This is a genomic window from Larsenimonas rhizosphaerae, assembly GCF_026240105.1.
Lineage (GTDB): Bacteria > Pseudomonadota > Gammaproteobacteria > Pseudomonadales > Halomonadaceae > Larsenimonas > Larsenimonas rhizosphaerae.
The window spans coordinates 466,416-491,552 of sequence record NZ_JAPIVE010000001.1; the positions used below are offsets into that span (position 1 = coordinate 466,416).

Here is a 25,137-nt window from a genome sequence, read left to right on the forward strand (position 1 = left end):
CATGAGACCAATGGCTAAAGAATCGGGAAAAAATTAAGCTTGGAAAAAGATTGGGACATGAAACAATAGTGCCTCCTTCAGGTAATCAATGAATAACGATAAGGAGCAGTAATCATGTCTCGGCAGGTAGCGGGTCTTTTAGTGTGTCTGGGCGGTACCATGCTGATGGCATCGCAGGCTCAGGCCTATTCCGTTCTGGATAGTGATTCTCCATGGATGCTGGGTGACTGGGGGGGGGAGCGAACGGCACTGGAAGAGAAGGGCATTTCGTTTACCCTGGGGTACGTCTCCGAGTCCGCATGGAACGCGGCTGGCGGGTATAACCATGATCGCACTGCTCGCTACAGTGACCAGTGGACATTGGGTACGACCCTGGACCTTGATCGTCTGTTTTCCATTCCCAATGCCACCTTCCAGTTCAGCCTGACGGATCGCAACGGTCGGGACATTACCCGTGACCGCGTGGTCGACCCGCGCAGCGGAGCCCTGTCATCGACTCAGGAAGTCTGGGGGCGTGGACAAACCACGCGCATTACCCAACTGTGGTATCAGCAGAGTTATTTTGATGACACCCTGGATATCAAGCTGGGGCGTATCCCGGTCGGCGGTGACTTCGCCAGCATCGACAGTCAGTTCCAGAATCTGGCACTGGGCAGCGGTCAGCCAGGAAACTGGGCCGGCGGTATCTGGTACAACTGGCCGGTAAGTCAGTGGGCCGGGCGGGTGCGTTTGAACATGACCCCCGAGTGGTACGCTCAGGTCGGGGTGTTCAACCAGAACCCCTCAAACCTCGAGGTCAGCAATGCGCTGGATCTCAAGCACAGTGGTACCACGGGAACACTGGTACCAGTGGAGCTTGGCTGGACGCCTCGCCTTGGCACGCAGCAACTGCCGGGGAAATATGCCATCGGTGGGTACTACAGCTCGGCGCCTGCCGATGCTGTCTATCTTGAAAACGGCAATGGTGATCCTCGCCAGGAAAGCCGCCGCTATGGCGCCTATTTTGTGGCTCAGCAGCAGGTCACCGCCCGTGACGGGGATGTCCATCGGGGCATGACGTTGACGTTCCAGGGCATCTACAACGACCATCAGACGGCCAATGTTGACCGATATCTTTCTGCGGCGATGAGTTATGTCGGACCGTTTGACGCGCGTCCGAAGGATGACATGGGCGTGGGGCTTGCATGGGTACACGTCAATGATGATGTCACTCGAAGCCAGCGCCGTAACAACAATGGTCAGGCATTTGGAAGTGTCCTTTATTCACCGGTTCAGGGCAGTGAATATGATATGGAGGTCTATTACGGTTTCCATATGAGCCCCTGGCTTACCCTGCGGCCGAATATTCAGTACATGGTGCATCCTGGCGGAGTGACGGATGTTGATAATGCACTGGTAGGCGGGTTGAAGGTGCAGGCTACGCTTTAGAACGGGGATGCCCCGCAGGGGGCATTCTTCTTGCTGGTGTGTGGTCGCGGATCACTCTAGTACAGTGTGATCGGTTGCCATACACCCAGCACGCGTGCTCTTGGCAGAGCGCTGACGGCCAGTGCCTTGCGTTCCCCCCGGCTGTTTTCAGCCCAGCAGCCTGAAGGCTCCTTGACCAGCCGCTGAATGATCAGCTGCCCCTTTTCCTCCATGACATACAGCCCGGGCGTTGTAAATCGAAGCGCCGGTGCTGCAAACATCCAGTCACCTTCGTGGCAAAAATCAAAGTGTGACCGGTCATCCGGCCTGAGCAGGTATCCGTCCTGCTCCTGCCATGCCTCCGGCAGGAGACTGGCCGGTATGCTCCCCAGGGCCTGGCTGCCACCATTCAGGCAGGCAGGTTCTCGTGTCAGCGAGAAAATACAGACCCCGTGCTGTGAGGCATTACAGGCATCGAACGAGTCCTGCGTGCCGTGTTTCGTATCACCCAGCAGATAGCCCACGCTGCAGTTGAGCGCGCGTGACAATGGCCCCAGTCGTGAATGCCCGACCCGTTGTATGGCGCCGCTTTCCCAATAGGAGATTGTTACATCCGAGACACCTACCCGTCGGGCAAGGGCAGCTTTACTGAGGCCAGCCTTCTCTCGCAGGCTGCGAATTCGCTCGCCAAGCTTGTTCATCAATAGCTCTCATTCTCGGTGTTGATTCGACAGTATAAAAGCATGATTCCTAAGTGTGCTTCTCTTTTGATGCTAATACTTATTAATTAGTTTAATTGCTTGAACAATCTACATGATAAACAAACATGAGAATTGTTTACGTTAAAAAATGTCTTTGTGATAGTAAGTTAAAGTGATCTTTCATTAAGAGTTAAACATGGGGAGTGGTAATTTAGTATTAGTTTTATCTTGATCCGTCCTGTGGTGGCGGCCTTGGTGCCGGTTGTTGAGCGGGAAGGACCGGCGTAGTCTTCCCTGGGTACATTTCACGTTAATGGAGGGCCAGACATGGGCAGGCAGGTGCAGATACGTCGACACGGTGGGAGTGATGTGCTTGAAGTCGTCGAACAACATCCGGAGCAGCCAGGCGCAGGGTGTGTCAGGGTTGCCAATCAGGCTATCGGCATGAACTTCATTGACGTGTATGGCCGGGAAGGACTGTATCCGATTCCCTCGTTTCCCTCCGGCCTGGGTACTGAAGGGGCTGGCATTGTCGAGGCAGTAGGTGACGGGGTCACCGCCTTTTCACCGGGCGATCGAGTTGCCTATGCACAGGGGCCGCTGGGGGCTTATGGCAGTTGGCACTGCCTTCCTGAAAAACATCTGGTGGCACTTCCGGACGATATTTCCTTCGAGACGGCCGCAGCTGCGATGCTCAAGGGCATGACCGTGCAATATCTGCTGCGCCAGACTCACTGCGTTGAAGCGGGAGATACCGTATTGTTTCATGCGGCTGCCGGCGGTGTGGGGTCGCTGGCCTGTCAATGGGCCAATGCCTTGGGAGTTAGACTGATCGGTACCGTATCGACCCCTGAAAAGGCGGCACGAGCACGCGAGCTTGGTGCATGGGCAACCATTGATTATACCCGTGAGGATGTGGTGGCGCGGGTCAGGGAGCTGACCGATGGCCGAATGTGCGATGTGGTATATGATTCCGTGGGCAAGGATACCTGGGAAATGTCACTGGACTGCCTGGCGCCACGGGGGCTGATGGTCAGCTTCGGAAATGCCTCGGGTCCGGTCGAGGGGGTCAATCTGGCCATCCTGAACAAGAAGGGCTCTCTTTTTGTAACGCGTCCCAGTCTGGCCGGATACGCCACCACGCCCGAGCGGACAAGAAGCATGGCAGCCGAGCTGTTTGAGGTCATCCGCAGTGGTCAGGTCGTGGTGCCTGTCGGGCAACGGTTTTCGCTGGATCGTGTCGGCGAAGCTCATGATGCCCTGACAGAGCGTCGTACGACCGGCTCGACCATTCTGATCCCCTGAGTATCACCAGTCGACAGGCATATCGTTCCAGTCCCTGAAGCTTCCACTGTCTTCAGGGGTTCGACGCGACATGACGCCCAGCAGGCAGCGGGCAGCGTAGTCGGGAGTGAAAAGTTTCTCCGCTGGCACATTATGCTGGAATGGGGCTGAGAGCTCGGTGTCGGTAGTGCCTGGATGAAGGCTCAGCAGGATGGCCTGGGGATTGCGACGCTTCATCTCGATTGCGGCCGTCTTGATCAACATGTTCAGGGCTGCCTTGCTGGCGCGATAGCCATACCAGCCGCCCAGGCGGTTGTCGGAAATCGAGCCGATCCGTGCGGACAGTGCCGCCACAATGCAGGGGCCTTGAGACAGGGAGGGCGTCAAGTGGCCAAGCAGCCCGCCAAAGCTGCCCGCATTGATGCGAAACAGCGCCGACAGTTGATCGGTATCAAGCGCTTCGAGGCGTTTTTCGGGACGGATACTGTCTGAATGCAGCGCCCCGACGGTATGAATCCATAAATGAATCGGGTGGCCGTCCGTTTCATCTGCCAGTACCTGCTGGCCTTCTGCAGTTGTTGCGTCCAGCTGCAGCACGCGAGCACGTTCGTCATCAAGTTCAAGCTCGCGCCGTGTGGTCAGCCATAGTCTCTTCACATCACGATATGTCAGTAATTCAGTGGCAAAGGCCTGGCCCAGGCCGCCACCGCCGGTTACGAGTGCGTTGAAGGGGGTTGGCAGGTGAGAAAACATGGCATCTCCTGAAGGGGGCATTGTCCGGTGATATCCCAGTATAGATAACACCGGCAATGCCCGAAGGTGCTATAGCACGACACGGCCCTGCAATGTGTGAAACCGTGAGGAGGTATCAGCCATGAGCGCAGAGGGTGTGCCTTCTTCCAGGAGACTGCCGGCCTGCATGATGGCGATCCGGTCCATCTGATCAAGGCCTGTCATGCGATGGGTGATCAGCAGAAGCGTACGCCCCTGGGTATGCCGGTAAATGGTCGCCATGACCTGGCGCTCGCTTTCCACATCAAGCCCTTCGGTCGGCTCGTCCAGAATGACAATGGGCGCCGGTGACAACAGGGCCCGGGCCACGCCGAATCGCCGTAATTGTCCGCCCGACAGTGAGCTGCCCCCTTCATCCGGCCAGCTGTCCAGGCCTTCGGGCTGCTCACTGAGCCAGCTGCCCAGTCCCAGTTCTTCCAGAAGGCTGATGAAGGTGTGGTCGTCGGCGGCCGGGGCGCCAATACGAAGGTTTTCTCGATAACTGGTCATGAACAGGTGCACGTCCTGTGGGGCGACGGCCATACTGTTGCGCAGATCCTTTTCGCTGAGTGTCTCAAGCGCTACGTTACCCAGCCGAATGTGACCGCTTTCTGGAATGACAAACCGTGTCAGGGCATTGACAAGAGTGGTCTTGCCGCTGCCGGAAGGGCCCAGAAGCGCCAGATGAACACCGGCTTCAAGTGTCAGTGACAGGGCATTCAACGTACGAATGCCCGGGGTCAGAGTGATACTCAATTCATTGATATCCAGTCGGGAGTCTACTGGCTGTGTACCGGTGGTCTCGGGGAAGTGAATGGGGTCGGCCGTATGGCGTATTTCGTCAATCCTGGCTGCGGCGCGGCGCATTTTGCCCAGCTCCTGCCAGGCTCGTGGCAGCAGTGCAATGGCTTCGAAACCGGCCAGAATCGTCAGGCCCATCAGGGCGATCAATGTCGGGTCCAGCTCATGATACCGGGCGTACCAGGCTGCTGCTGCGAGTACGCCGGTGATGGTGAGGCCCAGCAGGCACTGATTCAGCAGCTGAGAGGCCCCCCAGAGTCTTGCCAGCGTCATTTCCCGCTGGTCACGCTGTCGGGCATGACTCAGCAGGGTTTCCCTTTCCCTTGACCACTGTCCATAGAGTAGTAGTTCAGGCAGGCCGGCCAGTCTTTCCAGTAGATACACACGTCCTTCCGTATCAAGGCGTTGCCATTCACGTGACGGTGTGGCGCCCTTTTTCATGGCAATCCAGGGGCCTGCCAGGCCACTGGCCAGCATGGCGATGGCTGCGGCCATGCCAATCGCGGGCGCAAAGATGCCGATGACCACACCGCAACCGATAATGGCCAGCAAGGCGACCAGCGACGGGGTGATGACTCGGATATACAGACCGTCCAGGGCATCAATATCATTGGATAGACGCGTCAGCAGGTCGCTGCTGCCATAGCGTTGCAGTTGCGTCGGTGACAGGGGTTCGATGGTGTTGAACAGGCTGCGTCGCAGGCGTGACAGCAGCCTGAAGGTACCTTCGTGAGTCGTGATTCGCTCCCCGTATCGGCCCGCGGTTCGAGTGATGGCAAAAAATCGCACACCGGCAGAGGGCAGGAAGAAATTGAAGCTGTGCGCGGTAGCGGCGGTTACGCCTGCCAGAGCACTGGCGCTTAAAAACCAGCCCGACAACGAAATCAGGCCAATGGTGGATGCTACGGCAACCAGGTTGAGAAGTACCCCCAGCCCCAGCAGCAGGGCATGTGACTTCATCTGTCTCAGGTAAGGGCGCAGGGACGCATGGCGGTGGTTCATGCAGTACCTCCATGAGTGTCGGGGCCAAAACCTGGCGTGCCTGCCAGGTTGTTCGGCGTATCCAGGGCGCGCATGTGCCCGTTGTCCAGCACCAGGACCTGGTCTGCCAGCTGCAGAAGATCAAGCCGATGAGTCAGAATGATCAGCGTATGAGAAGCCTTGAGGCGAGAAAGGGCTGCCATGACGTGACGTTCGCTGTCCTGATCAAGGCTTGCAGTGGGCTCATCGAGCAGGATCAGAGGGGCCTGGCGGACAAAGGCGCGAGCCAGCGCAATGCGTCTGGCCTGGCCGCCGGATACCGGCTGCCCCTGTTCGCCCAGTCGGGTCGACAGGCCCTGAGGAAGGCTGCTTGCCCATTCAAGCAGGCCCACCTCGTTCAGCGCCGCTTCAAGTGTCTGGTCGCTGGCATCAACGTTGGCCAGTCTCAGGTTGTCGGCCAGGCTTGCCGACAGAAGCGAAGTGCTCTGACCCACCCAGCCCAGGGCTGCCTGCCAGTCACCGGGATACATTCGGGCAACATCCTCGCCATCACTGGTGCTCAGCGTGCCCTGGGCCGGAGACAGGGCGCCTGTCAGTACATTGAGAAGGGTGGACTTGCCTGCGCCACTGGGGCCGACAACGGCCAGGCAGGCGCCCGGCGCCAGTGTCAGTGTCAACCCTTCGATGGCGTAACGGGTCTGCCCATCATAGCGGGCGTGAATATTATCGAGTACCAGTCCGAGGCTGTTTGGTACCTGCCAGCGAGCCGATAGCATATTGGCTTCCGGCGGTGTTGCCCTGGCCTCGAGAATGGGGATCAGGTCTTCCGCGGCGGCCTCGGCTTCCGCCTTGGCATGGTAATGCGCGCCCAGGTCTCTCAGTGGCTGGTAGAACTCGGGCGCCAGAATCAGGATGAACAGGCCGGTAAAAAGATCAAGGCCATGCCCCCAGTCACCAAAATGAAACTGGCCCAGGTATGTAAAGCCTATATAGATCGCCATCAGCGCAATCGATACCGAGCTGAAGAATTCAAGCACCGTGGATGACAGGAAGGCCAGTCTCAGTACACGCATGGTCTTGCGGCGAAAGTTTTCGGATACCCGGTAAATGATCTGACCCTGCTGTCGGCTTTGACCGAACAGTTTAAGGGTGGTCAGTCCGCGCAGGGTGTCCAGGAAGTGTCGACTCATTCGGGTCATTTCCTGAAACTGCTCCTCCTGCCGCTGCTTGGCCCCCATTCCTACCATGGCCATATTCATGGGGATCAGTGGCCCCGTGAGCAGCAGAATCAGTCCGGCAGCCCAGTTAAGCGGGAACACCACACACAGGATCATGAGCGGGACGAGTCCGCTGAGCAGTATCTGGGGGCGGAAGTCAGCGTAATAGCCCTGCAGGGCATCTACCTGATCCCATACACGGTTTCCAAGGGTGGCACTGTGCTGACGGCGTGCCCATAACGAGCCACGTTCTCCCAGGTGCTCAAGCAGTTCACGGCGAATGGACTGGCGCACCAGAATACCTGTACGAGTGCCGGCTTCCGTCTTGAGCCAGCTCAGAGCGCCTCGGCCGACAAAGGCCAGTGGCAGGGCAACAAGATAGGGCGTCAGTGTTGAGAGATCAGCATCATCCAGTATCATTTTCTGAACGATGCTGGCGATGGCCCAGGCCAGCAAAAACAGCAGCAGGGTAGAAGCGCCGCCGGCGGCAACGCTTATCAAGGGCCAGAATGACGCGCGCCTGGCATTTCGGGATAGCCACTGACGTGCAGTAGGGCGTTCTGGCATAACGGCTCCGAATACGGCAAAGCCGTATTGTATAGCACTGGGGGGTGTGATGAAGCGACCTGGTGTCGCACGTCGAACAACAGGGCCTCTTCCCGTATAATTGCCCTGAACCTCCCTGCTACCAATGGTTGGACATTATGACGGTAAGAACACGCGTTGCGCCTTCACCCACCGGCGATCCTCACGTTGGTACGGCGTATATCGCCCTGTTTAATCTTTGTTTTGCGCGCCAGCATGGTGGGCAATTCATTCTTCGTATCGAAGACACTGACCAGACGCGTTCGACTGCGGAATCCGAGCAGATGATCCTGGACAGCCTGCGCTGGCTGGGCCTTGAGTGGGATGAAGGCCCCGATGTTGGCGGGCCTCATGGCCCCTACCGTCAAAGCGAGCGTGGCGACATTTATGGCAGGTATGCCGATCAGTTGCTGGAGCAGGGCGATGCCTTCAAATGCTATCGCACCAGTGACGAGCTCAATACGTTGCGTGACGAGCGCAAGGCCAACGGGCAGTTTGCTGCGCTGAAGTTTGAGGATCTGGCACTGCCTGAAGAGGAAGTGATGCGGCGTGCGGCGGAGGGGTGGCCTCATGTGGTGCGGATGAAGGTGCCTTCCGAAGGTGTCTGTGTCATCAATGATCTGCTGCGAGGCGACATCGAGGTGGACTGGGCGCAGGTGGATGCCCAGATTCTGCTCAAGTCGGATGGCATGCCCACCTATCACCTGGCCAACATCGTGGATGATCACCTGATGGGGATTACGCACGTATTGCGAGGCGAGGAGTGGATCAATTCGGCGCCCAAGCACAAGTTGCTGTACAAGTATTTCGGCTGGGATATGCCGGTACTGTGTCATATGCCTCTTCTGCGTAATCCGGACAAGTCCAAGTTGTCCAAGCGCAAGAACCCGACCTCGATCAATTACTATCGCAGGATGGGCTTTCTGCCCCAGGCGGTCATGAATTACCTGGGGCGCATGGGGTGGTCCATGCCGGATGAGAAGGAGAAGTTCACGCTCGACGAGATGATGGCTGCGTTTGATATTCAGCGGGTATCGCTGGGTGGTCCGGTATTCGATCTTGAAAAGCTGACATGGCTCAACGGGGTGTATATTCGCGAGGATCTGAGCAATGAGGCACTGTTGCGTCACATGATGCAGTGGGCCTTCAATGAGGAGTATATCGAGCAGATCCTGCCTCAGGTACGCCCGCGGATTCAGACACTGTCAGATGTCATGCCGCTGGCCGGTCATTTCTTCGGTGGGCTGCCATCTGTCACGCCAGCAGATTTCGAGGACGTCAAACTCGATGCCGAGACAGTGGTTGATTTGCTTCAGTTGCTGGTATGGCGGCTGGAAGTGGTACGGCACTGGGACAAGGAGCACCTCATGGCGGAGGTCAAGCTACTGGCAACAGACTTTGATCTCAAGATGAAGCAGTTTCTGGCGCCGGTCTTTGTGGCCGTTACCGGAAGTACATCATCAACATCGGTAATGGATGCCATGGCCATTCTGGGATCCGATGTCACGCGTGCGCGGCTCCGCCATGCGATCACCGTACTGGGTGCGCCATCGAAGAAGCGAACCAAGGTGCTGGAAAAACGTTTCAAGGCGCTCGACAGTTTCTGATGCTGTTTGTGTCATGAAGGCTTGACGGGAGGGCGGTGGTCGCATAAGATGCGCACCGTCTTTTCGGGAATGTCCCGCAGGACACCCTCCGTGCAATTGCACTTGTGGGGCCTTAGCTCAGCTGGGAGAGCGCAACGCTGGCAGCGTTGAGGTCATCGGTTCGATCCCGATAGGCTCCACCATTTACGTCCCATTCGTCTAGTGGTCCAGGACACCGCCCTTTCACGGCGGTAACAGGGGTTCGAACCCCCTATGGGACGCCATTTTATTCTCTCCTGTTCTTGACAATATCATTTTTGTCCACTGCGACTTCCTCTCGTGCATGCCGGTCGAGCGGCACTGTCATTCTGTCGCCATGAATCAATATTTTAGATAATATTCAATAAAATCATTGGGTTATGTCTGGTCAAAAAATGTTCAATCTGTCTGTAACCCGCCTGTCATGGCTCTCTTGAACGCTATTCCGAATGTTTTCAACAGGGTTATCCACAGAAAGTGTGGAAAACATCCAAGGAGTTGCTCATAAAAAAGCTGCTTCGAAAAGCAGCTTTTATCTTGCCGTGTTGGCGGGAGGTCAGGCGGGGTAGTCGCGCTTGTCATATCCCTTGTACAGCTGGCGTGGCCGGCCAATGCGTACGCCGTTCTTGATCATCTCGTTCCAGTGAGAGATCCAGCCGATCGTGCGTGACATGGCAAAAATGACCGTGAACATGTTGGTCGGGATGCCCAGTGCCTCCAGGATGATACCTGAGTAGAAGTCGACGTTGGGGTAGAGTTTGCGCTCGATGAAGTATTCATCTTCAAGTGCGATCTGCTCCAGCCGCTTGGCGATCTTGAGTTTGGCGTTGTTGCCTGTGCCGAGTTCGGCCAGTACCTCGTCACAGGTTTCCTTCATGACCTTGGCGCGTGGGTCGAAGTTGCGATAGACACGGTGGCCAAAGCCCATCAGGCGGAACGGGTCATCCTTGTCCTTGGCGCGATCGACATAGCGCTGAATGTTTTCTTCGGATTCGTCGCCGATTTCCTCAAGCATGGTGAGCACGGCTTCATTGGCGCCACCATGGGCGGGGCCCCACAGTGCCGCGATGCCTGCGCTGATGCATGCGAACGGGTTTGCACCGGTGGAGCCGGCCAGACGTACGGTTGACGTCGAGGCGTTCTGCTCATGGTCTGCATGAAGCATGAAGATGCGATCCATGGCCTTGGCTGCCACGGGGTTGACCTCAAACGGTTCGCACGGGTTGCCAAACATCATGTAAAGGAAGTTTTCCGCGTAGGACAGGTCATTTCGCGGATACATGAAGGGCTGCCCAATATTGTACTTGTAGCACATGGACGCCAGGGTCGGCATCTTGGCCAGCAGGCGGATCGCTGATACTTCACGGTTTTCCGGATCATCGATGTCCAGGTTGTCGTGATAAAACGCTGACAGCGCCCCGGCAACGCCGCACATGACGGCCATTGGATGTGCGTCACGACGAAAGCCCTTGAAGAAGTTGGCGATCTGTTCGTGAACCATGGTGTGGTTGCGAACATGATAATCAAATTCACGGTATTGTTCTTCGGTCGGAAGCTCGCCGTTGAGCAGCAGGTAGCCCATCTCGATATAATTCGAATGTTCAGCAAGCTGATCGATCGGGTAGCCACGATGCAAAAGTACGCCATTGGCGCCATCGATGTACGTTATTTCTGATTCACAGGAGGCGGTCGATACGAAGCCGGGATCGAATGTGAAGTACCCTGAATCGATGAGGCTTCTTACATCAATGACATCAGGGCCGAGAGTTCCACTATAGATGGGCAGGTCGATAGGGGTATCATGCCCTTCGATAATCAGCTGCGCCTTTTTTTCAGCCATCATGGCCTCCTGTAATTATATAGTACGGTACGCGTAAGTTATTGATTGCATGCCTTGCCCGGTCATCTTTGACCTGCCCACTATAGAATCACGGTAGACATTGTCAATTTGTTTGACGATGGGCTGAATGCGAACGATGGCTTTCATGATGATGGGTTATGCTGCAGAGCACAAAGTTTTTATGCGCTCTGCCGATAAACGCATCAGGCCTTCCCGGGTGTTGGCCCGCCATGCCGGGATATTGTTGCGTGGCAATTTGTCATACGTTCTGCAACAGCCTATACTTTTGCACCGCGCAATGAGGCTTTGGCTGTCCTGAGCGTGCTCTGGCCTTCTTTCCGTGACACATCCAAAACGATCTCCTGGTAACGGCTTCCAAGCGTGGCTTTGCTGATGGAGAAAGAGAGAGTGAACGCGCCGTGAATAGCAGAAAAAATCCGTCGCCGAAAAAGCGACCCGTTAACCTCGATTTATCGAGTATGCAGTTTCCCCTCCCGTCCCTTGTCTCCATTTCACACCGCGTAACAGGCATTATTCTGTTTGTGGGGCTGATCTTCCTGCTGTGGGCATTTGATACCTCGCTGTCATCGCCGCATGGTTTTGAAGCGGTGCAGGATGTTCTGTCAGGCAATGCACTCGCCAAGCTGGTGTGCTGGGGGCTGTTGTCTGCCCTCGGGTATCACCTTGTTGCGGGTGTCAGGCATCTGTTGATGGATGCCGGCTATGGCGAGACTCTTGAAGGTGGCAAGCGCGGCGCGCAGATTGCCGTTGTCTGTGGCGCAGTTATCGTGATTCTGGCCGGAGTGTGGGTATGGTAACCAATATTACAAATCTGGGTCGTTCCGGCGTGTCCGACTGGCTGATTCAGCGTGTCTCCGCCGTACTGATGACTCTTTTTACGGTCTTCATGGTGGCATTTCTGCTGTTTCATCCGCACCTTGATTATGCTGCCTGGAGCGGATTGTTCGAGCGCACCTGGATGCGCATATTTACGTTGTTGACGTTGCTCTCCATTGCTGCTCACGCCTGGGTCGGCCTTTGGATCGTATCGACGGATTACATCAAGAAGTCCTGTGTTCGTCTCGGGGTGCAGACTGCTGTCGTTGTGGCATTGTTTGCTTTTGTGGTTTGGGGCGTTCAGGTACTTTGGGGAGCTTAAGTAATGGCACAGATGCGTAGCATGAGTTTTGACGCCATCATTATTGGTGGTGGTGGTTCCGGCTTGCGTGCAGGTCTTGAGCTTGCAAAATCCGGCAAAAAGACAGCAGTTCTTTCCAAGGTGTTTCCTACCCGTTCACATACGGTGTCTGCACAGGGCGGTATCACCTGCGCCATCGGCAGTGCTGACCCCAATGATGACTGGCGCTGGCATATGTACGATACCGTCAAGGGGTCGGACTATATTGGTGACCAGGACGCGATCGAGTACATGTGTCAGGAGGGCCCCAAGGCTGTCTTCGAGCTTGAACACATGGGGCTGCCGTTCTCGCGTTTTGATAATGGTCGGATCTACCAGCGTCCGTTTGGCGGTCAGTCCAAGGATTTCGGCAAGGGCGGCCAGGCAGCACGTACATGCGCGGCTGCAGACCGTACCGGTCACGCACTGCTGCACACTCTCTACCAGAACAACCTGAAGAACGGGACCGTGTTTCTGGATGAGTGGTATGCCGTTGACCTGATCCGCAATGCCTCCAACGATGTGGTGGGCGTTATTGCCATCTGCATCGAAACCGGTGAAACCGTTCAGATCAACTCCAAGGCCACGGTTCTGGCTACTGGCGGTGCCGGGCGTATCTACGCTTCGACAACCAATGCCCTGATCAACACCGGTGATGGTGTTGGCATGGCCTTGCGCGCCGGCTTCCCGGTACAGGACATCGAAATGTGGCAGTTCCACCCGACCGGTATCTATGGTGCGGGCTGTCTGGTAACGGAAGGTTGCCGGGGTGAGGGTGGTTATCTCATCAACAAGGATGGCGAGCGATTCATGGAGCGTTATGCGCCCAATGCCAAGGATCTCGCCTCCCGTGATGTGGTAGCACGCTCCATGGTTCAGGAGATGCTTGAAGGTCGTGGCTGTGGTGAAAACAGCGACCACGTCATGCTCAAGCTCGACCACCTGGGTGAAGAAACGCTGATGAAGCGCCTTCCGGGTATCGTTGATCTGGCCAAGACGTTTGCACACGTGGATCCGACCAAGGAGCCGATTCCGGTCGTACCAACCTGCCACTACATGATGGGCGGTATACCGACCAACGTGCATGGTCAGGCCATCAATATCGATCAGAATGGCAACGATACGGTGATCAACGGGCTTTACGCCTGTGGCGAAGTCGCGTGTGTTTCCGTTCACGGTGGCAACCGCCTGGGTGGTAACTCACTGCTTGATCTGGTGGTGTTCGGGCGCGCAGCCGGTATCTTCATCGAGAAGGCGCTGAACGAAGGCGTGGACTACATGGAGCCGAGTGAGACCGACGTCGAGAATGCCTTGTCGCGTCTGGATCGCTGGAACAATTCCGACAGCTCAGGTGAAGAAATTCACGTGCTTCGCAAGGAGCTGCAGGAAGTCATGCAGAACAACTTTGGTGTATTCCGCAAGGAAGAATACATGAAGGATGGTGTGTCGAAGCTGGCTGACCTGCGCGAGCGTATCGGCAAGGCTTATCTGCCGGACAAGTCGGATGTGTTCAATACCGCACGCGTCGAAGCGCTTGAGCTCGATAACCTGCTTGAAGTGGCCGAGTCTACGGCAATTGCTGCGCTTGAGCGTCGTGAAAGCCGGGGGGCGCACTCTCGCGAGGATTATCCCAAGCGTGATGACGAAAACTGGCTCAAGCACTCGGTTTATTTTCCGAAAGAGAAAACGCTGGGTAAACGTGATGTCAACTTCTCGCCAGTCAGCGTTGACACCTTCGAGCCGAAAGAACGGACCTATTGATGAGGTGATGTGAAAATGTCCACATTGCAAGTCTCGATGTATCGCTATAATCCTGAAACCGACGATGCACCCTATATGCAGGAGTTTCAGGTCGATACACAGGGCCGTGATCTAATGGTCCTGAATGTTATACAGATGCTTAAAGAGCAGGACAGTACGCTTGCTTACCGTCGGAGTTGCCGTGAAGGTGTCTGCGGTTCAGATGGCATGAACATGAATGGCAAGAATGGTCTGTCCTGCGTGACAGCGCTTTCGGAAGTGGTCAAGGATAATCGGCTTGTGCTTCGGCCGTTGCCTGGTCTGCCGGTAGTGCGGGATCTTGTCGTGGATATGGGAGTGTTCTACAAGCAGTACGAGCGCATTCAGCCCTATCTGCAAAATGATCAGTCCACGCCGTCGATCGAGCGGCTGCAGTCGCCGGAAGAGCGCGACAAGCTGGATGGGCTTTATGAGTGCATCCTGTGTGCGTGCTGCTCTACGTCCTGTCCTTCCTTCTGGTGGAACCCGGACAAGTTTGTTGGTCCCGCGGGCCTTCTGCAGGCTTATCGCTTCCTGGCGGATTCCCGTGATACGGCAACCACCGAGCGGCTGTCCGGCCTGGATGACCCGTTCAGTGTCTTCCGCTGCCGCGGCATCATGAATTGTGTCAACGTCTGTCCGAAGGGGCTTAACCCGACGCGGGCCATTGGCAAGATTCGTGACATGTTATTGTCCAATGCGACTTAATATGCGTCGCAGGGCTTGGTATCATACCCGTCACAAGCTCGCGCGCGGCGGGTAATGCTATTGATGAACAAAGGCCGGCGCCCCGGGGCGTCGGCCTTTGTCGATTATTCGATGCAGTGCGGACCCACGGGCCGCGTTTTCAATGTCATGACGCCGACGCGGTCTGGCCGTGCCAGGCGCCGACACCACCCCAAAAGCATAGGGTGATCGAAAGATGCAAGAAGGTATCATGGAGTTAATGCGACAGACTTCGCACATGAGCGGAGGCAATGTCCATTACGTCGAAGATCTGTACGAGCAGTACCTCAACGAGCCTACTTCAATACCGGATGAATGGCGGGGATACTTTGACCAGCTGCCTGCGTATGAAGGCGCTCCGTCTCACGATATTCCGCTCGCTCCCGTTCGGGAAGAGTTCTACAACATTGGCCAGCAGCGCCGCACGCTCGGTGGTGGCTCATCCTCCGAAGGTGCCGAGAACAAGAAGCAGGTTCGTGTTCTTCAGCTGATCAATGCCTATCGTTTTCGTGGTCACCAGCAGGCTGATATAGATCCGCTTGGTCTTCGTTCCAGTCAGCGTGTACCTGATCTGGACCTGTCATTCCATCAGCTGTCCAAAAGCGATATGGATACCGAGTTCCAGACCGGCTCTATGTTCATGGGCAAGGATTCCGCACCGCTCAAGGAAATCGTTGACGCTCTGCAGCAGACGTACTGCCGCTCGATTGGCTGCGAATTCATGCATATCGTCAACACGGAAGAGAAGCGCTGGCTTCAGCAGCGATTCGAGTCTGTCAGATCCAGGCCGAAGTACAGCAACGAAGTTCGTCGGCACATCTTTGAACGCCTGACGGCAGCTGAAGGTCTGGAAAACTATCTGGCCAGCAAGTATCCGGGCACCAAGCGTTTCGGCCTTGAGGGCGGCGAGTCCTTTATTCCGCTGGTTGACGAGATGATTCAGCGTGCCGGCAACTATGGCACACGCGAAGTTGTCATTGGTATGGCGCACCGTGGTCGCCTCAATCTGCTGGTCAATATCCTTGGCAAGAGCCCGTCAGAGCTGATCGACGAGTTCGATGGCAAGAAAATGCTGGAGCGGGGCTCCGGTGATGTTAAATATCACCAAGGGTTCAGTTCCAATGTGATGACTCCGGGTGGTGAAGTGCATCTGGCGTTGGCGTTCAACCCGTCTCACCTTGAAATTGTTTCTCCCGTGGTAGAGGGGTCGGTTCGTGCTCGTCAGGATCGTCGCAAGGACGCTGAAGGTGATCAGGTTCTGCCTCTGGTTGTTCATGGTGATGCTGCCTTTGCCGGTCAGGGCGTGGTCATGGAAACCTTCCAGATGTCCCAGACGCGTGCCTACAAGACAGGCGGTACGATACACCTGATCATCAATAACCAGGTTGGTTTTACAACCTCTCGCCCGGATGATGCGCGTTCGACCGAGTACTGCACCGACATCGCCAAGATGGTTCAGGCGCCGATCCTGCACGTCAATGGCGATGACCCCGAAGCGGTCATCCATGTCACGCAGGTTGCCATCGACTACCGTCAGCAGTTCAAGCGTGACGTTGTCATTGATCTTGTGTGCTATCGCCGCCGCGGTCATAACGAAGCTGATGAGCCTTCGGCAACCCAGCCGCTGATGTATCAGAAGATCAAGTCGCACAAGACCAGCCGGGCGCTCTACGCCGAGCAGCTGGTGAGGGACGGTGTGATTGGTGAGGATGAAGCCAAGACCTTCGTTGACGAGTATCGTGATTCCCTCGACAAGGGCAATCATGTTGCCAATGCCCTGGTCAAACAGCCGAACCAGTCACTGTTTGTCGACTGGACTCCGTACCTGGGGCATGAGTGGACCGGTGTGGCCGACACTACCTTCAACATGAAGCGCCTGCAGGAACTGGCGACCGTCATGTGTGAAGTGCCCGAGGACTATGAAGTTCAGCGGCAGGTCGCGAAGGTCTATGAAGATCGGCGCAAGATGGCTGCCGGCTCGCTGGCTCTTAACTGGGGTTTTGCCGAGACACTGTCCTACGCCACCATCCTTGATGAAGGCTTTGGCGTGCGTATTACCGGGCAGGATGCTGGCCGAGGCACGTTCTCCCACCGTCATGCAGTCCTTCATAATCAGAAAAACGGTGATACGTGGACGCCGCTTCAGCATATGAAGGAAAGCCAGCCGGACTTCCTGATTCGCGATTCTTACCTCTCGGAAGAGGCGGTGCTGGCATTCGAATATGGTTACTCAACCACACGGCCGGACTCACTGGTCATCTGGGAAGCGCAGTTTGGTGATTTTGCCAACGGCGCCCAGGTGGTTATAGATCAGTTCATTTCCTCGGGCGAGACGAAATGGGCGCGGCTTTGCGGCCTGACGCTGTTATTGCCTCATGGCTATGAGGGTCAGGGGCCCGAGCATTCCTCGGCGCGACTAGAGCGATTCCTGCAGCTGTGCGCCGAGCACAACATGCAGGTCTGCATGCCGACCACGCCTGCACAGATATTCCACCTGCTGCGCCGTCAGAGTGTGCGTCCGATCCGCAAGCCGTTGATCATCATGTCGCCCAAGAGTCTGTTGCGTCACAAGGACGCGACGTCCACGCTTGAAGAACTGGCAGAGGGTACGTTCAACATGATTCTGCCGGATCAGGCAGAGCTTGCAGCAGAAGACGTCAAACGTCTTATCCTCTGTTCCGGCAAGGTGTATTACGACCTTGCCAACTATCGTAATGAAAACGAGCGTCGTGATACGGCCATCCTGCGTGTCGAGCAACTCTATCCGTTCCCGGAAGAACTGCTTCAGAGCATGTTTGAGCAGTATCCGAATCTTGAAAAAGTCGTCTGGTGTCAGGAAGAACCCCAGAACCAGGGGGCCTGGTATCAGAGTCAGCACCACATGCGCAAGACGGCGGATGCGGTGAAGGCGGGACTGGGTCGAGATCTGTCGTTTGCCGGCCGCGCTGCATCTGCAGCACCTGCAGCCGGTTACATGGCCGTTCACGTAGAGCAACAGCGTCAGCTGGTCGATGATGCCTTCAATCAGTGAAGGCTCAGCCGGGTATCGAGAGAAGATGAACTAAGGAATCCAAATGGCAACGGATATCAAAGCGCCAAGTTTTCCGGAATCGGTCGCCGAAGGCACTGTGGCTACATGGCACAAGAAGCCGGGCGATTCTGTATCCCGTGATGAACTGATCGTTGAAATAGAGACAGACAAGGTAGTGCTGGAAGTCGTCGCACCTGAAGACGGCACGATTGAAGAAATCAGTGTCGAGGAAGGTGATACCTGCCAGTCGGAACAAGTGCTGGGTCGGCTTGGCGCTGCCGGTGCGTCTTCGGGTGACAGCAAGGAAAAGGGCGAGGAAAAGCCTGCTGAAAAAGACAATGACAAGGCTGAGCAATCTGCCGGGTCTTCTTCGGCGAGCGGCAAGTCGCATGATGTCAAGGCACCTTCCTTCCCCGAGTCCGTTCAGGAAGGCACCATCGGCACCTGGCACAAGAAGCCGGGTGAGCAGGTCAAGCGCGACGAAGTGCTTGCCGACATCGAAACCGACAAGGTGGTTCTTGAAGTAGTGGCACCTGCCGACGGCAGCCTGAAGGAAATCAAGGCTGAAGAAGGCGATGTCATTGAGTCCGAGCAGTTGCTGGCTGTTTTTGTTGAAGGTGAGGCTGGCGGTGCTGGTTCTGCGGCCTCGTCTTCCAGCGACAAGAGTGGCGGTAGCGACGAGAACGACGACGGCGATGAAAAGGTCGGCGACAAGATTCTGGCACCTTCTGCCCGTCGTCTGGCGGCTGAAAACGACCTGGACGTGTCAAAACTCGAAGGCACTGGCAAGGGTGGTCGTGTACTGAAGGAAGATGTACAGAAAGCCATCAAGTCAGGCAGTGCTGCGAAGTCCAAACCTGCTGCGTCCGGCGGTCAGTCCAGGGCCTCCGCACCGGCGGCATCTGCTCCGGCAGAAGGTGATCGTCCCGAGAAGCGCGTGCCGATGAGTCGCCTTCGTCAGACGATTGCCAAACGGCTTGTGCAGGCGCAGCAAACGGCGGCCATGCTGACAACCTATAACGAAGTGGATATGACTGAAGTCATGTCGCTGCGTTCGCAGTACAAGGATGCCTTCCTCAAGGCGCATGACGTCAAGCTTGGCTTCATGGGCTTCTTCGTCAAGGCCGTGACTGAAGCGCTGAAACGCTTCCCGGATGTCAATGCGTCCATCGATGGCACCGAGATTGTCTACCACGGTTACCAGGACATCGGCGTTGCCGTATCCACGCCACGTGGTCTGGTTGTGCCGGTACTGCGCGATACCGACAGCATGAAACTGGCTGATGTCGAGAAGGGCATTGGTGATTTCGGCAAGCGCGGTCGCGATGGCAAGCTGGGCATCGAGGACATGCAGGGCGGCACCTTTACCATCACCAACGGTGGTATCTTCGGCTCGCTGATGTCCACACCGATCCTGAATCCGCCGCAGACGGCTATCCTGGGCATGCACAAGATCCAGGAGCGCCCAATGGCAGTCAACGGCAAGGTCGAGATACGTCCAATGATGTATCTCGCGCTGTCCTATGACCACCGCATGATCGATGGAAAGGACGCGGTTCAGTTCCTGGTCGTGGTCAAGGAATTGCTGGAAGACCCGGCACGGTTCCTGCTGGACGTATAATCGGATAGTACGCCGACAGGCCATCTCGGGATGGCCTGTCGGTCGCCTTTTATCTTTTGAAATAACGGGAAGATCTCATGGCCGATAAATTTGACGTGATCGTGATTGGCGCGGGCCCAGGCGGGTATGTTGCTGCCATTCACGCCGCGCAGCTGGGTCTCAAGACGGCCTGTGTCGAGAAATGGGTCAACAAGGAAGGCAAGACCGTACATGGCGGTACCTGCCTTAACGTCGGTTGTATCCCTTCCAAGGCGCTGCTTGAAACCTCTCACAAGTTTGTTGAAGCCCAGCACGATTATGACGAGCTGGGTATAGAGGTCGGCGATATCAGTGTCGACGTCAAGAAAATGATGGCGCGCAAGGAAAAGACCGTAGCCAATCTGACCGGCGGCATCAGCTCGCTGTTCAAGGCCAATGGCGTGACTGCGCTTGAAGGTACCGGCAAGTTGCTGAGCGGCAAGAAGGTCGAAGTCACCGGCAAGGATGGCGAGACGGCTACTTATGAGGCTGACAATGTCATCATCGCTTCCGGGTCCGTACCGGTCAATATTCCGCCGGCGCCCATCGACAATGAATTGATTGTTGATTCCGCGGGGGCACTCGAGTTCCAGGAAGCGCCCAAGCGTCTGGGTGTGATCGGCGCTGGTGTCATCGGTCTGGAGCTTGGCAGTGTATGGAGCCGTCTGGGCAGCGACGTCACGGTTATCGAAGCCATGTCCGATTTCCTGCCAACGGTAGATAATGCCATCGCCAAGGAAACCAGGAAGCTGCTGAGCAAGCAGGGCCTTGATATCAAGCTGGGTGCCAAGGTAACCGGCAGTGAGGTCAAGGATGGTGAAGTGGTTGTCAGCTACACCGATTCCGAAGGCGAGCAGACTCAGACCTTTGACAAGCTGATTGTCTGTGTCGGTCGCAAGCCTTATACCGAAAGCCTTCTGGACGATGGTGCCGGTATCGAGCTGGACGACCGCGGGTTCATCAAGGTCGACGGCACCTGTCGTACCAGCGTGGATGGCGTGTTTGCCATCGGTGACGTGGTTCGTGGCCCGATGCTGGCCCACAAGGCCTCGGAAGAGGGCGTGATGGTGGCCGACATCGTCGCCGGTCACAAGGCAGAAATGAACTATGATGCCATCCCCAGCGTTATCTACACCGCTCCGGAAGTAGCCTGGGTCGGCATCAATGAGCAGGAAGCCAAGGAACAGGGTATCGATATCAAGGTCGGTACGTTCCCGTTTGCTGCCAGTGGCCGTGCCATGGCCAATAATGCGACAGAAGGCATGGCCAAGGTCATTGCTCATGCCGATACGGACCGCATCCTGGGTGTTCATATCATCGGCCAGCATGCCGGTGAGCTTATCGCCCAGGGCGTTATTGCCATGGAATTCGGTTCAAGTGCCGAAGACCTGGCCATGACCTGCTTTGCACACCCAACCCTGTCTGAAGCAGTACACGAGGCCGCGCTTGCCGTCGATGGTCACGCTATTCACATGGCGAATCGTAAAAAGCGCAAATAAGCGTCACTGACGCGGCTGGCAGGTGAAGACCTGCCGGCTTTTCGTGGTTCCGGCTGAAGGATGGCCGGGATCGTGGGAGTCCAATGCAACCAATGGCATGAGACGATGAATCTTCACGAGTATCAGTCAAAACAGCTGTTTGCCGATTACGGCTTACCGGTATCCAAGGGCTTTGCCGTTGATACACCCGAAGAAGCCGCCGAGGCATGCAGGAAAATCGGTGGTGACAAGTGGGTGGTCAAGGCGCAGGTACATGCCGGTGGCCGCGGCAAGGCCGGTGGTGTCAAGCTGGTCGAGACCCCCGAAGCTGCACATGCCTTTGCCGAACAATGGCTGGGCAAGAATCTCGTCACCTTCCAGACTGACGAAAAGGGCCAGCCGGTTACCAAGATTCTGGTCGAGACCTGCACCGATATCGCCAACGAGCTTTATCTGGGCGCTGTCGTGGATCGCAGCACGCGCCGTATCGTGTTCATGGCATCCACTGAAGGTGGTGTCGAGATCGAGACGGTTGCCGATGAAACGCCGGAGAAGATTCTCAAGGCTACCATCGATCCGCTGACAGGCGCGCAGCCCTACCAGGCGCGTGATCTGGCTTTCCAGCTGGGCCTGAACAAGGATCAGGTGAAGCAGTTCACCAAGATCTTCCTGGGACTGGCCAAGCTGTTCCAGGACAAGGATCTGGCGCTGCTGGAAATCAACCCGCTTGTCATCACGGATGAAGGCAATCTGCACTGCCTGGATGCCAAGATCGGTCTGGACAGCAATGCCCTTTATCGTCACCCGGATCTGCAGGAAATGCGTGATCCGTCCCAGGAAGATGAGCGTGAAGCCCATGCTCAGCAGTGGGAGCTCAACTATGTAGCACTTGATGGCAACATCGGCTGCATGGTCAACGGTGCCGGTCTTGCCATGGGTACCATGGACATCATCAAGCTCAACGGCGGCCAGCCGGCGAACTTCCTTGATGTTGGCGGCGGTGCCACGGAAGAGCGTGTTGCCGAAGCCTTCAAGATTATTCTGTCCGATACGTCCGTCAAGGCAGTACTGGTCAATATCTTCGGCGGAATCGTGCGTTGTGACATGATCGCCGAAGGCATCATCGGTGCTGTTGAGCAGGTCGGCGTCAACGTTCCTGTGGTTGTTCGCCTTGAGGGCAACAACGCTGAACTGGGTGCACAGAAACTGGCTGAAAGCGGCTTGAACATCATTGCCGCCACGAGCCTGACTGATGCTGCGCAGCAGGTAGTTAAAGCAGCGGAGGGCAAATAATGAGTATTTTGATCGACAAGAACACCAAGGTGATCTGCCAGGGCTTTACCGGTGGGCAGGGTACATTCCACTCCGAGCAGGCTGTCGAGTATGGCACGAACATGGTCGGTGGTGTCACGCCGGGCAAGGGTGGTCAGACTCATCTGGGCCTGCCTGTGTTCAATACAGTGGCTGAAGCTGTCGAAAAGACCGGCGCTGAAGCATCTGTCATTTATGTACCGGCAGCATTTTGCAAGGATTCCATCCTTGAAGCGGCCAATGCAGGTATCAAGCTGATCGTCTGCATTACCGAAGGTATTGCCACTCTCGACATGCTTGAAGTCAAGGTCAAGTGTGACGAGCTGGGCGTGCGTCTGATTGGTCCTAACTGCCCGGGTGTTATCACTCCGGGGGAATCCAAGATCGGCATCATGCCGGGCCATATTCACAAGCCGGGCAAGGTTGGCATCGTGTCTCGTTCCGGTACATTGACCTACGAAGCCGTCAAGCAGACGACTGATCACGGTTTCGGTCAATCTACCTGTGTAGGTATCGGCGGCGACCCGATCCCGGGTTCCACTTTCATCGACATTCTCGAGATGTTCGAGAAGGACCCACAGACCGAAGCCATCGTCATGATCGGCGAAATCGGTGGTAACGCCGAAGAGGAAGCGGCCGCCTATATCAAGGAGCACGTCTCCAAGCCGGTAGTGTCCTACATTGCCGGTGTTACTGCGCCTCCGGGCAAGCGCATGGGCCATGCCGGTGCAATCATTGCCGGTGGCAAGGGTACTGCAGACGAGAAGTTTGCAGCGCTTGAGTCAGCGGGTGTCAAGACAGTGCGTTCCCTGGCGGAAATCGGTGATGCATTGAAAGAAGCCACTGGCTGGTAAGTACTGCTGGTGTATAAAAACCCCCTGCCCTGGCAGGGGGTTTTTTTATGGCTGTTCCTCAGCATCCGGCTTCAGTGATCAGCTCGTCAGCCTGAAGCCAGGTAGTCTGCCATACGGTACGGGGCGGTGATGCCTGTTCGACAAGAGACCTTTCGGCGGGATCAATGAAAATCAGATAATCCGCGTCCAGTCGCTGCGTCAGTGACAGGATTTCTCCGGGATAATACAGGGTAATACCATTCAGCTGCGTTCCATGCTGCCATGGGTCTGTCGTGACCATGCCCTGAACATTGATAGTGTGTTCAATGCGCTTGAATATTCGATAATGCTCACTGCTGCATCCACATAAAACAGCAATAGGCTTGTTTGAGTGTTGGCTGGTCATCAGCCTCAGCCATTGTCTGATCGGTGTCAGCATTCGTTATCCGGTCAAATGTCACTTTTGGTAAAGTTCGTTGCATTGAATGTCTTTAAGCTTGGGGACTTCTCGGGAGGTCTTCATGTCAACAGCAACCTATTACCCAGAACCTGCATTTGAAGGTGATCATGTCGAAGGTGCCGTGCTGCTTGCAGAGTTGATTCAAGCGCGTGGCCATCGTCGTGTATGGCTTGACGATCAGTGTTCTGGCGCGATCACCCAGGCTTTTGGTGAAACCGGCCATCATCTCCTGCCCGCGCGTCAGGCGCTCGAAGCCGCACTGGCAGATAATGATGCGGTCACTCTTGTGCTTGCAGCTGACAGCCTTCCAGCGTTGTTGCCTCGCCTTCAGCAGATTGCAACAGGGTGCTCGATGTCACTGCTGATTATAGTCACCGGTTCAGCTCAGGGTCATGGTTTACCCGAGGATTGCTTTCATCGGCATATACTGGCCGGTGATGGCTGGTTAAGCAGTATGGACCACGCTCTTGATCTGATGCAGGTTCATGCCGGCATGCATCTGGTGATTACGGCCTCGGAGGTGCTGCAGGGCCTATGGCCGCGTAACCTGATGGCATCAGTCAGTACTGCGCTGCACTTTCCGGAAACAGCAGCCAATTCAACACTGATCATGCCATCACCCGCAGAGCGCACGGTGGCACTGATTGGTGCCTTGCCGCCTGCCTGGGAGGAAGCGGTCCATCGTTGGGCTGATCGGGAGGCCGTCCTTTGTCTGTCACTATATGCAACCATTCCGGTCTCAGGGCAGTATCGCTACCCGTTGGCCTCTTCATGTGAAGGGAAGGATGTGCTCGGGCGTGCCACTCAGGTAATCGTGCTGGGGGAAGAGGAGGGCGATATTCACGCGGTCATTCCCGAGGACGTAACGGCGGTGGCACTTTCCCTGTCGAGTTATACGCCCTTTTCCTTTCAGCATGGACTGGATGTTCAGGGGGATGAGGAATTCTATCTTGATGGCCGAGCCAGGCTGGCTGTTACGCAGTGTATTTTACAGCAGGCCGAGAAAGTAGCCATCAAGCAGGTGGCTGCACTTGATGTGCTCACGCGACGTATGGACCATTTCCTTGTAGATGATCGGATGGCGGCCGAGCGCGTCTGGTTCAGTGACGAACAGCGTGCTCGCACCCGTGCTGTTCACTTTGATGATCAGGACATCCTTATGGCACAGGCCCTGGTCTACAGTTCATCACGCGCTGGCAGACTGTGGGTCATCATGCCGCCAGGCATGCAGGCAGACTGGGAGGAGTGGAAGGTATTCTGGAGCCGGTGTGGAGAAGGGCGCTCCCTGTGTCTGTTGCAATGGCACGATGAGGCGCCGTTGCCTGATCCTCAGGGTGTATCCGTGGAGCGTTCTACGCCTGGCGCCATTGATGCTGTTCGCTCTCTGCTGCATGAGCAGACGCTGTGTCGGATAAGTTTGAAACGCTACTTGATGCGTTGACCTTCTTTTCCGGGATCATTAAAAAAGCGCCGGCAGATGCCGGCGCTTTT

Annotated in this window: 19 protein-coding genes and 2 tRNA genes; 15 read left to right on the plus strand and 6 right to left on the minus strand. The window is 56.1% G+C overall.

Translation table 11 applies throughout. The features are described 5' to 3' along the window. Positions 1-114: 114 nt before the first annotated feature. A complete protein-coding gene (locus tag OQ287_RS02115; RefSeq protein ID WP_265895431.1) occupies positions 115-1,428 on the plus strand; it encodes a carbohydrate porin in 1,314 nt (437 codons plus the stop codon). Positions 1,429-1,484: 56 nt separating this feature from the next. Here OQ287_RS02115 and OQ287_RS02120 read toward each other — a convergent pair whose 3' ends face one another. Then, positions 1,485-2,108, minus strand: a complete 624-nt coding sequence (locus OQ287_RS02120; protein WP_265895432.1) for a helix-turn-helix domain-containing protein — start codon at positions 2,106-2,108, stop codon at positions 1,485-1,487. 327 nt (positions 2,109-2,435) lie between these two features. Here OQ287_RS02120 and OQ287_RS02125 point away from each other — a divergent pair, with 327 nt between their 5' ends. Further along, positions 2,436-3,413: a quinone oxidoreductase family protein gene (locus OQ287_RS02125; protein ID WP_265895433.1), complete on the plus strand. Its 978-nt coding sequence runs from the start codon at positions 2,436-2,438 to the stop codon at positions 3,411-3,413. 3 nt (positions 3,414-3,416) lie between these two features. On the opposite strand, the gene OQ287_RS02130 is transcribed toward OQ287_RS02125, so the two are convergent. The 3 genes from OQ287_RS02130 to cydD all read right to left on the minus strand — a co-directional run bounded on the left by OQ287_RS02130 (position 3,417) and on the right by cydD (position 7,729). Then, positions 3,417-4,145: an SDR family NAD(P)-dependent oxidoreductase gene (locus tag OQ287_RS02130; RefSeq protein ID WP_265895434.1), complete on the minus strand. Its 729-nt coding sequence runs from the start codon at positions 4,143-4,145 to the stop codon at positions 3,417-3,419. A gap of 69 nt (positions 4,146-4,214) precedes the next feature. Then, positions 4,215-5,966, minus strand: a complete 1,752-nt coding sequence (cydC, locus tag OQ287_RS02135) for a thiol reductant ABC exporter subunit CydC (protein ID WP_250936374.1) — start codon at positions 5,964-5,966, stop codon at positions 4,215-4,217. After that, a complete protein-coding gene (gene cydD, locus OQ287_RS02140) occupies positions 5,963-7,729 on the minus strand; it encodes a thiol reductant ABC exporter subunit CydD (protein WP_265895435.1) in 1,767 nt (588 codons plus the stop codon). The genes cydC and cydD overlap by 4 nt, the downstream gene beginning before the upstream one ends. 137 nt (positions 7,730-7,866) lie before the next feature. Between cydD and gltX the strand changes: the two genes are divergently transcribed. The 3 genes from gltX (at position 7,867) to OQ287_RS02155 (ending at position 9,617) form a co-directional block, all read left to right on the plus strand. Next, complete coding sequence (gene gltX, locus OQ287_RS02145) at positions 7,867-9,354, plus strand: glutamate--tRNA ligase (protein ID WP_265895436.1); 1,488 nt, start codon at positions 7,867-7,869, stop codon at positions 9,352-9,354. 106 nt (positions 9,355-9,460) lie between these two features. Beyond that, positions 9,461-9,536, plus strand: a tRNA-Ala gene (locus tag OQ287_RS02150). Between the two features lie 5 nt (positions 9,537-9,541). Then, positions 9,542-9,617: transfer RNA gene (locus OQ287_RS02155), tRNA-Glu, on the plus strand. A 311-nt stretch (positions 9,618-9,928) separates the two neighbouring features. On the opposite strand, the gene gltA is transcribed toward OQ287_RS02155, so the two are convergent. Further along, the gene (gene gltA, locus OQ287_RS02160) at positions 9,929-11,212 is read right to left on the minus strand and encodes a citrate synthase (protein WP_250936377.1); all 1,284 of its coding nucleotides are present in this window, start codon (positions 11,210-11,212) and stop codon (positions 9,929-9,931) included. A 419-nt stretch (positions 11,213-11,631) separates the two neighbouring features. Between gltA and sdhC the strand changes: the two genes are divergently transcribed. The 9 genes from sdhC (at position 11,632) to sucD (ending at position 23,207) form a co-directional block, all read left to right on the plus strand. Beyond that, entirely contained in the window at positions 11,632-12,030 is a 399-nt protein-coding gene (sdhC, locus tag OQ287_RS02165) for a succinate dehydrogenase, cytochrome b556 subunit (RefSeq protein ID WP_265895438.1), read from the plus strand. Beyond that, positions 12,024-12,371, plus strand: a complete 348-nt coding sequence (gene sdhD, locus OQ287_RS02170) for a succinate dehydrogenase, hydrophobic membrane anchor protein (RefSeq protein WP_265895439.1) — start codon at positions 12,024-12,026, stop codon at positions 12,369-12,371. Before sdhC ends, sdhD begins: the two co-directional genes overlap by 7 nt. Before the next feature lie 3 nt (positions 12,372-12,374). After that, positions 12,375-14,150, plus strand: a complete 1,776-nt coding sequence (sdhA, locus tag OQ287_RS02175) for a succinate dehydrogenase flavoprotein subunit (protein ID WP_250936380.1) — start codon at positions 12,375-12,377, stop codon at positions 14,148-14,150. Positions 14,151-14,165: 15 nt separating this feature from the next. Beyond that, positions 14,166-14,876 carry a succinate dehydrogenase iron-sulfur subunit gene (locus tag OQ287_RS02180; protein WP_265895441.1) on the plus strand — a complete coding sequence of 237 codons (711 nt, stop codon included), beginning with the start codon at positions 14,166-14,168 and terminating at the stop codon, positions 14,874-14,876. A 214-nt stretch (positions 14,877-15,090) separates the two neighbouring features. Continuing rightward, positions 15,091-17,925 carry a 2-oxoglutarate dehydrogenase E1 component gene (locus tag OQ287_RS02185; protein WP_250936382.1) on the plus strand — a complete coding sequence of 945 codons (2,835 nt, stop codon included), beginning with the start codon at positions 15,091-15,093 and terminating at the stop codon, positions 17,923-17,925. Between the two features lie 43 nt (positions 17,926-17,968). Then, positions 17,969-19,546, plus strand: a complete 1,578-nt coding sequence (gene odhB, locus OQ287_RS02190; RefSeq protein WP_250936383.1) for a 2-oxoglutarate dehydrogenase complex dihydrolipoyllysine-residue succinyltransferase — start codon at positions 17,969-17,971, stop codon at positions 19,544-19,546. Between the two features lie 77 nt (positions 19,547-19,623). Further along, entirely contained in the window at positions 19,624-21,063 is a 1,440-nt protein-coding gene (gene lpdA / locus OQ287_RS02195; protein WP_250936384.1) for a dihydrolipoyl dehydrogenase, read from the plus strand. 105 nt (positions 21,064-21,168) lie between these two features. Next, positions 21,169-22,335: an ADP-forming succinate--CoA ligase subunit beta gene (gene sucC / locus OQ287_RS02200; protein ID WP_250936385.1), complete on the plus strand. Its 1,167-nt coding sequence runs from the start codon at positions 21,169-21,171 to the stop codon at positions 22,333-22,335. Then, positions 22,335-23,207 carry a succinate--CoA ligase subunit alpha gene (gene sucD, locus OQ287_RS02205; RefSeq protein ID WP_250936386.1) on the plus strand — a complete coding sequence of 291 codons (873 nt, stop codon included), beginning with the start codon at positions 22,335-22,337 and terminating at the stop codon, positions 23,205-23,207. The genes sucC and sucD overlap by 1 nt, the downstream gene beginning before the upstream one ends. Before the next feature lie 58 nt (positions 23,208-23,265). Here the strand turns inward: sucD and OQ287_RS02210 are convergent, their stop codons facing one another. Beyond that, on the minus strand, positions 23,266-23,625 hold the full coding sequence (locus OQ287_RS02210; protein WP_250936387.1) for a hypothetical protein: 360 nt from the start codon (positions 23,623-23,625) through the stop codon (positions 23,266-23,268). Positions 23,626-23,707: 82 nt separating this feature from the next. Here OQ287_RS02210 and OQ287_RS02215 point away from each other — a divergent pair, with 82 nt between their 5' ends. After that, positions 23,708-25,087 (plus strand): hypothetical protein, encoded by a 1,380-nt coding sequence (locus OQ287_RS02215; RefSeq protein ID WP_265895443.1) that lies wholly within the window; start codon positions 23,708-23,710, stop codon positions 25,085-25,087. The last annotated feature ends 50 nt before the right edge of the window (positions 25,088-25,137 follow it).

Bases quoted from the DNA above. Each gene is read 5' to 3' on its own strand.
- sucD (WP_250936386.1), top strand. From the start codon at position 22,335: ATGAGTATTTTGATCGACAAGAACACCAAGGTGATCTGCCAGGGCTTT.
- sucC (WP_250936385.1), top strand. From the start codon at position 21,169: ATGAATCTTCACGAGTATCAGTCAAAACAGCTGTTTGCCGATTACGGC.
- gltX (WP_265895436.1), top strand. From the start codon at position 7,867: ATGACGGTAAGAACACGCGTTGCGCCTTCACCCACCGGCGATCCTCAC.
- OQ287_RS02130 (WP_265895434.1), bottom strand. From the start codon at position 4,145: ATGTTTTCTCACCTGCCAACCCCCTTCAACGCACTCGTAACCGGCGGT.
- OQ287_RS02185 (WP_250936382.1), top strand. From the start codon at position 15,091: ATGCAAGAAGGTATCATGGAGTTAATGCGACAGACTTCGCACATGAGC.
- odhB (WP_250936383.1), top strand. From the start codon at position 17,969: ATGGCAACGGATATCAAAGCGCCAAGTTTTCCGGAATCGGTCGCCGAA.
- OQ287_RS02210 (WP_250936387.1), bottom strand. From the start codon at position 23,625: ATGCTGACACCGATCAGACAATGGCTGAGGCTGATGACCAGCCAACAC.
- sdhA (WP_250936380.1), top strand. From the start codon at position 12,375: ATGGCACAGATGCGTAGCATGAGTTTTGACGCCATCATTATTGGTGGT.
- lpdA (WP_250936384.1), top strand. From the start codon at position 19,624: ATGGCCGATAAATTTGACGTGATCGTGATTGGCGCGGGCCCAGGCGGG.
- cydC (WP_250936374.1), bottom strand. From the start codon at position 5,966: ATGAACCACCGCCATGCGTCCCTGCGCCCTTACCTGAGACAGATGAAG.
- gltA (WP_250936377.1), bottom strand. From the start codon at position 11,212: ATGGCTGAAAAAAAGGCGCAGCTGATTATCGAAGGGCATGATACCCCT.
- OQ287_RS02120 (WP_265895432.1), bottom strand. From the start codon at position 2,108: ATGAACAAGCTTGGCGAGCGAATTCGCAGCCTGCGAGAGAAGGCTGGC.
- OQ287_RS02215 (WP_265895443.1), top strand. From the start codon at position 23,708: ATGTCAACAGCAACCTATTACCCAGAACCTGCATTTGAAGGTGATCAT.
- OQ287_RS02125 (WP_265895433.1), top strand. From the start codon at position 2,436: ATGGGCAGGCAGGTGCAGATACGTCGACACGGTGGGAGTGATGTGCTT.
- OQ287_RS02180 (WP_265895441.1), top strand. From the start codon at position 14,166: ATGTCCACATTGCAAGTCTCGATGTATCGCTATAATCCTGAAACCGAC.
- OQ287_RS02115 (WP_265895431.1), top strand. From the start codon at position 115: ATGTCTCGGCAGGTAGCGGGTCTTTTAGTGTGTCTGGGCGGTACCATG.
- cydD (WP_265895435.1), bottom strand. From the start codon at position 7,729: ATGCCAGAACGCCCTACTGCACGTCAGTGGCTATCCCGAAATGCCAGG.
- sdhD (WP_265895439.1), top strand. From the start codon at position 12,024: ATGGTAACCAATATTACAAATCTGGGTCGTTCCGGCGTGTCCGACTGG.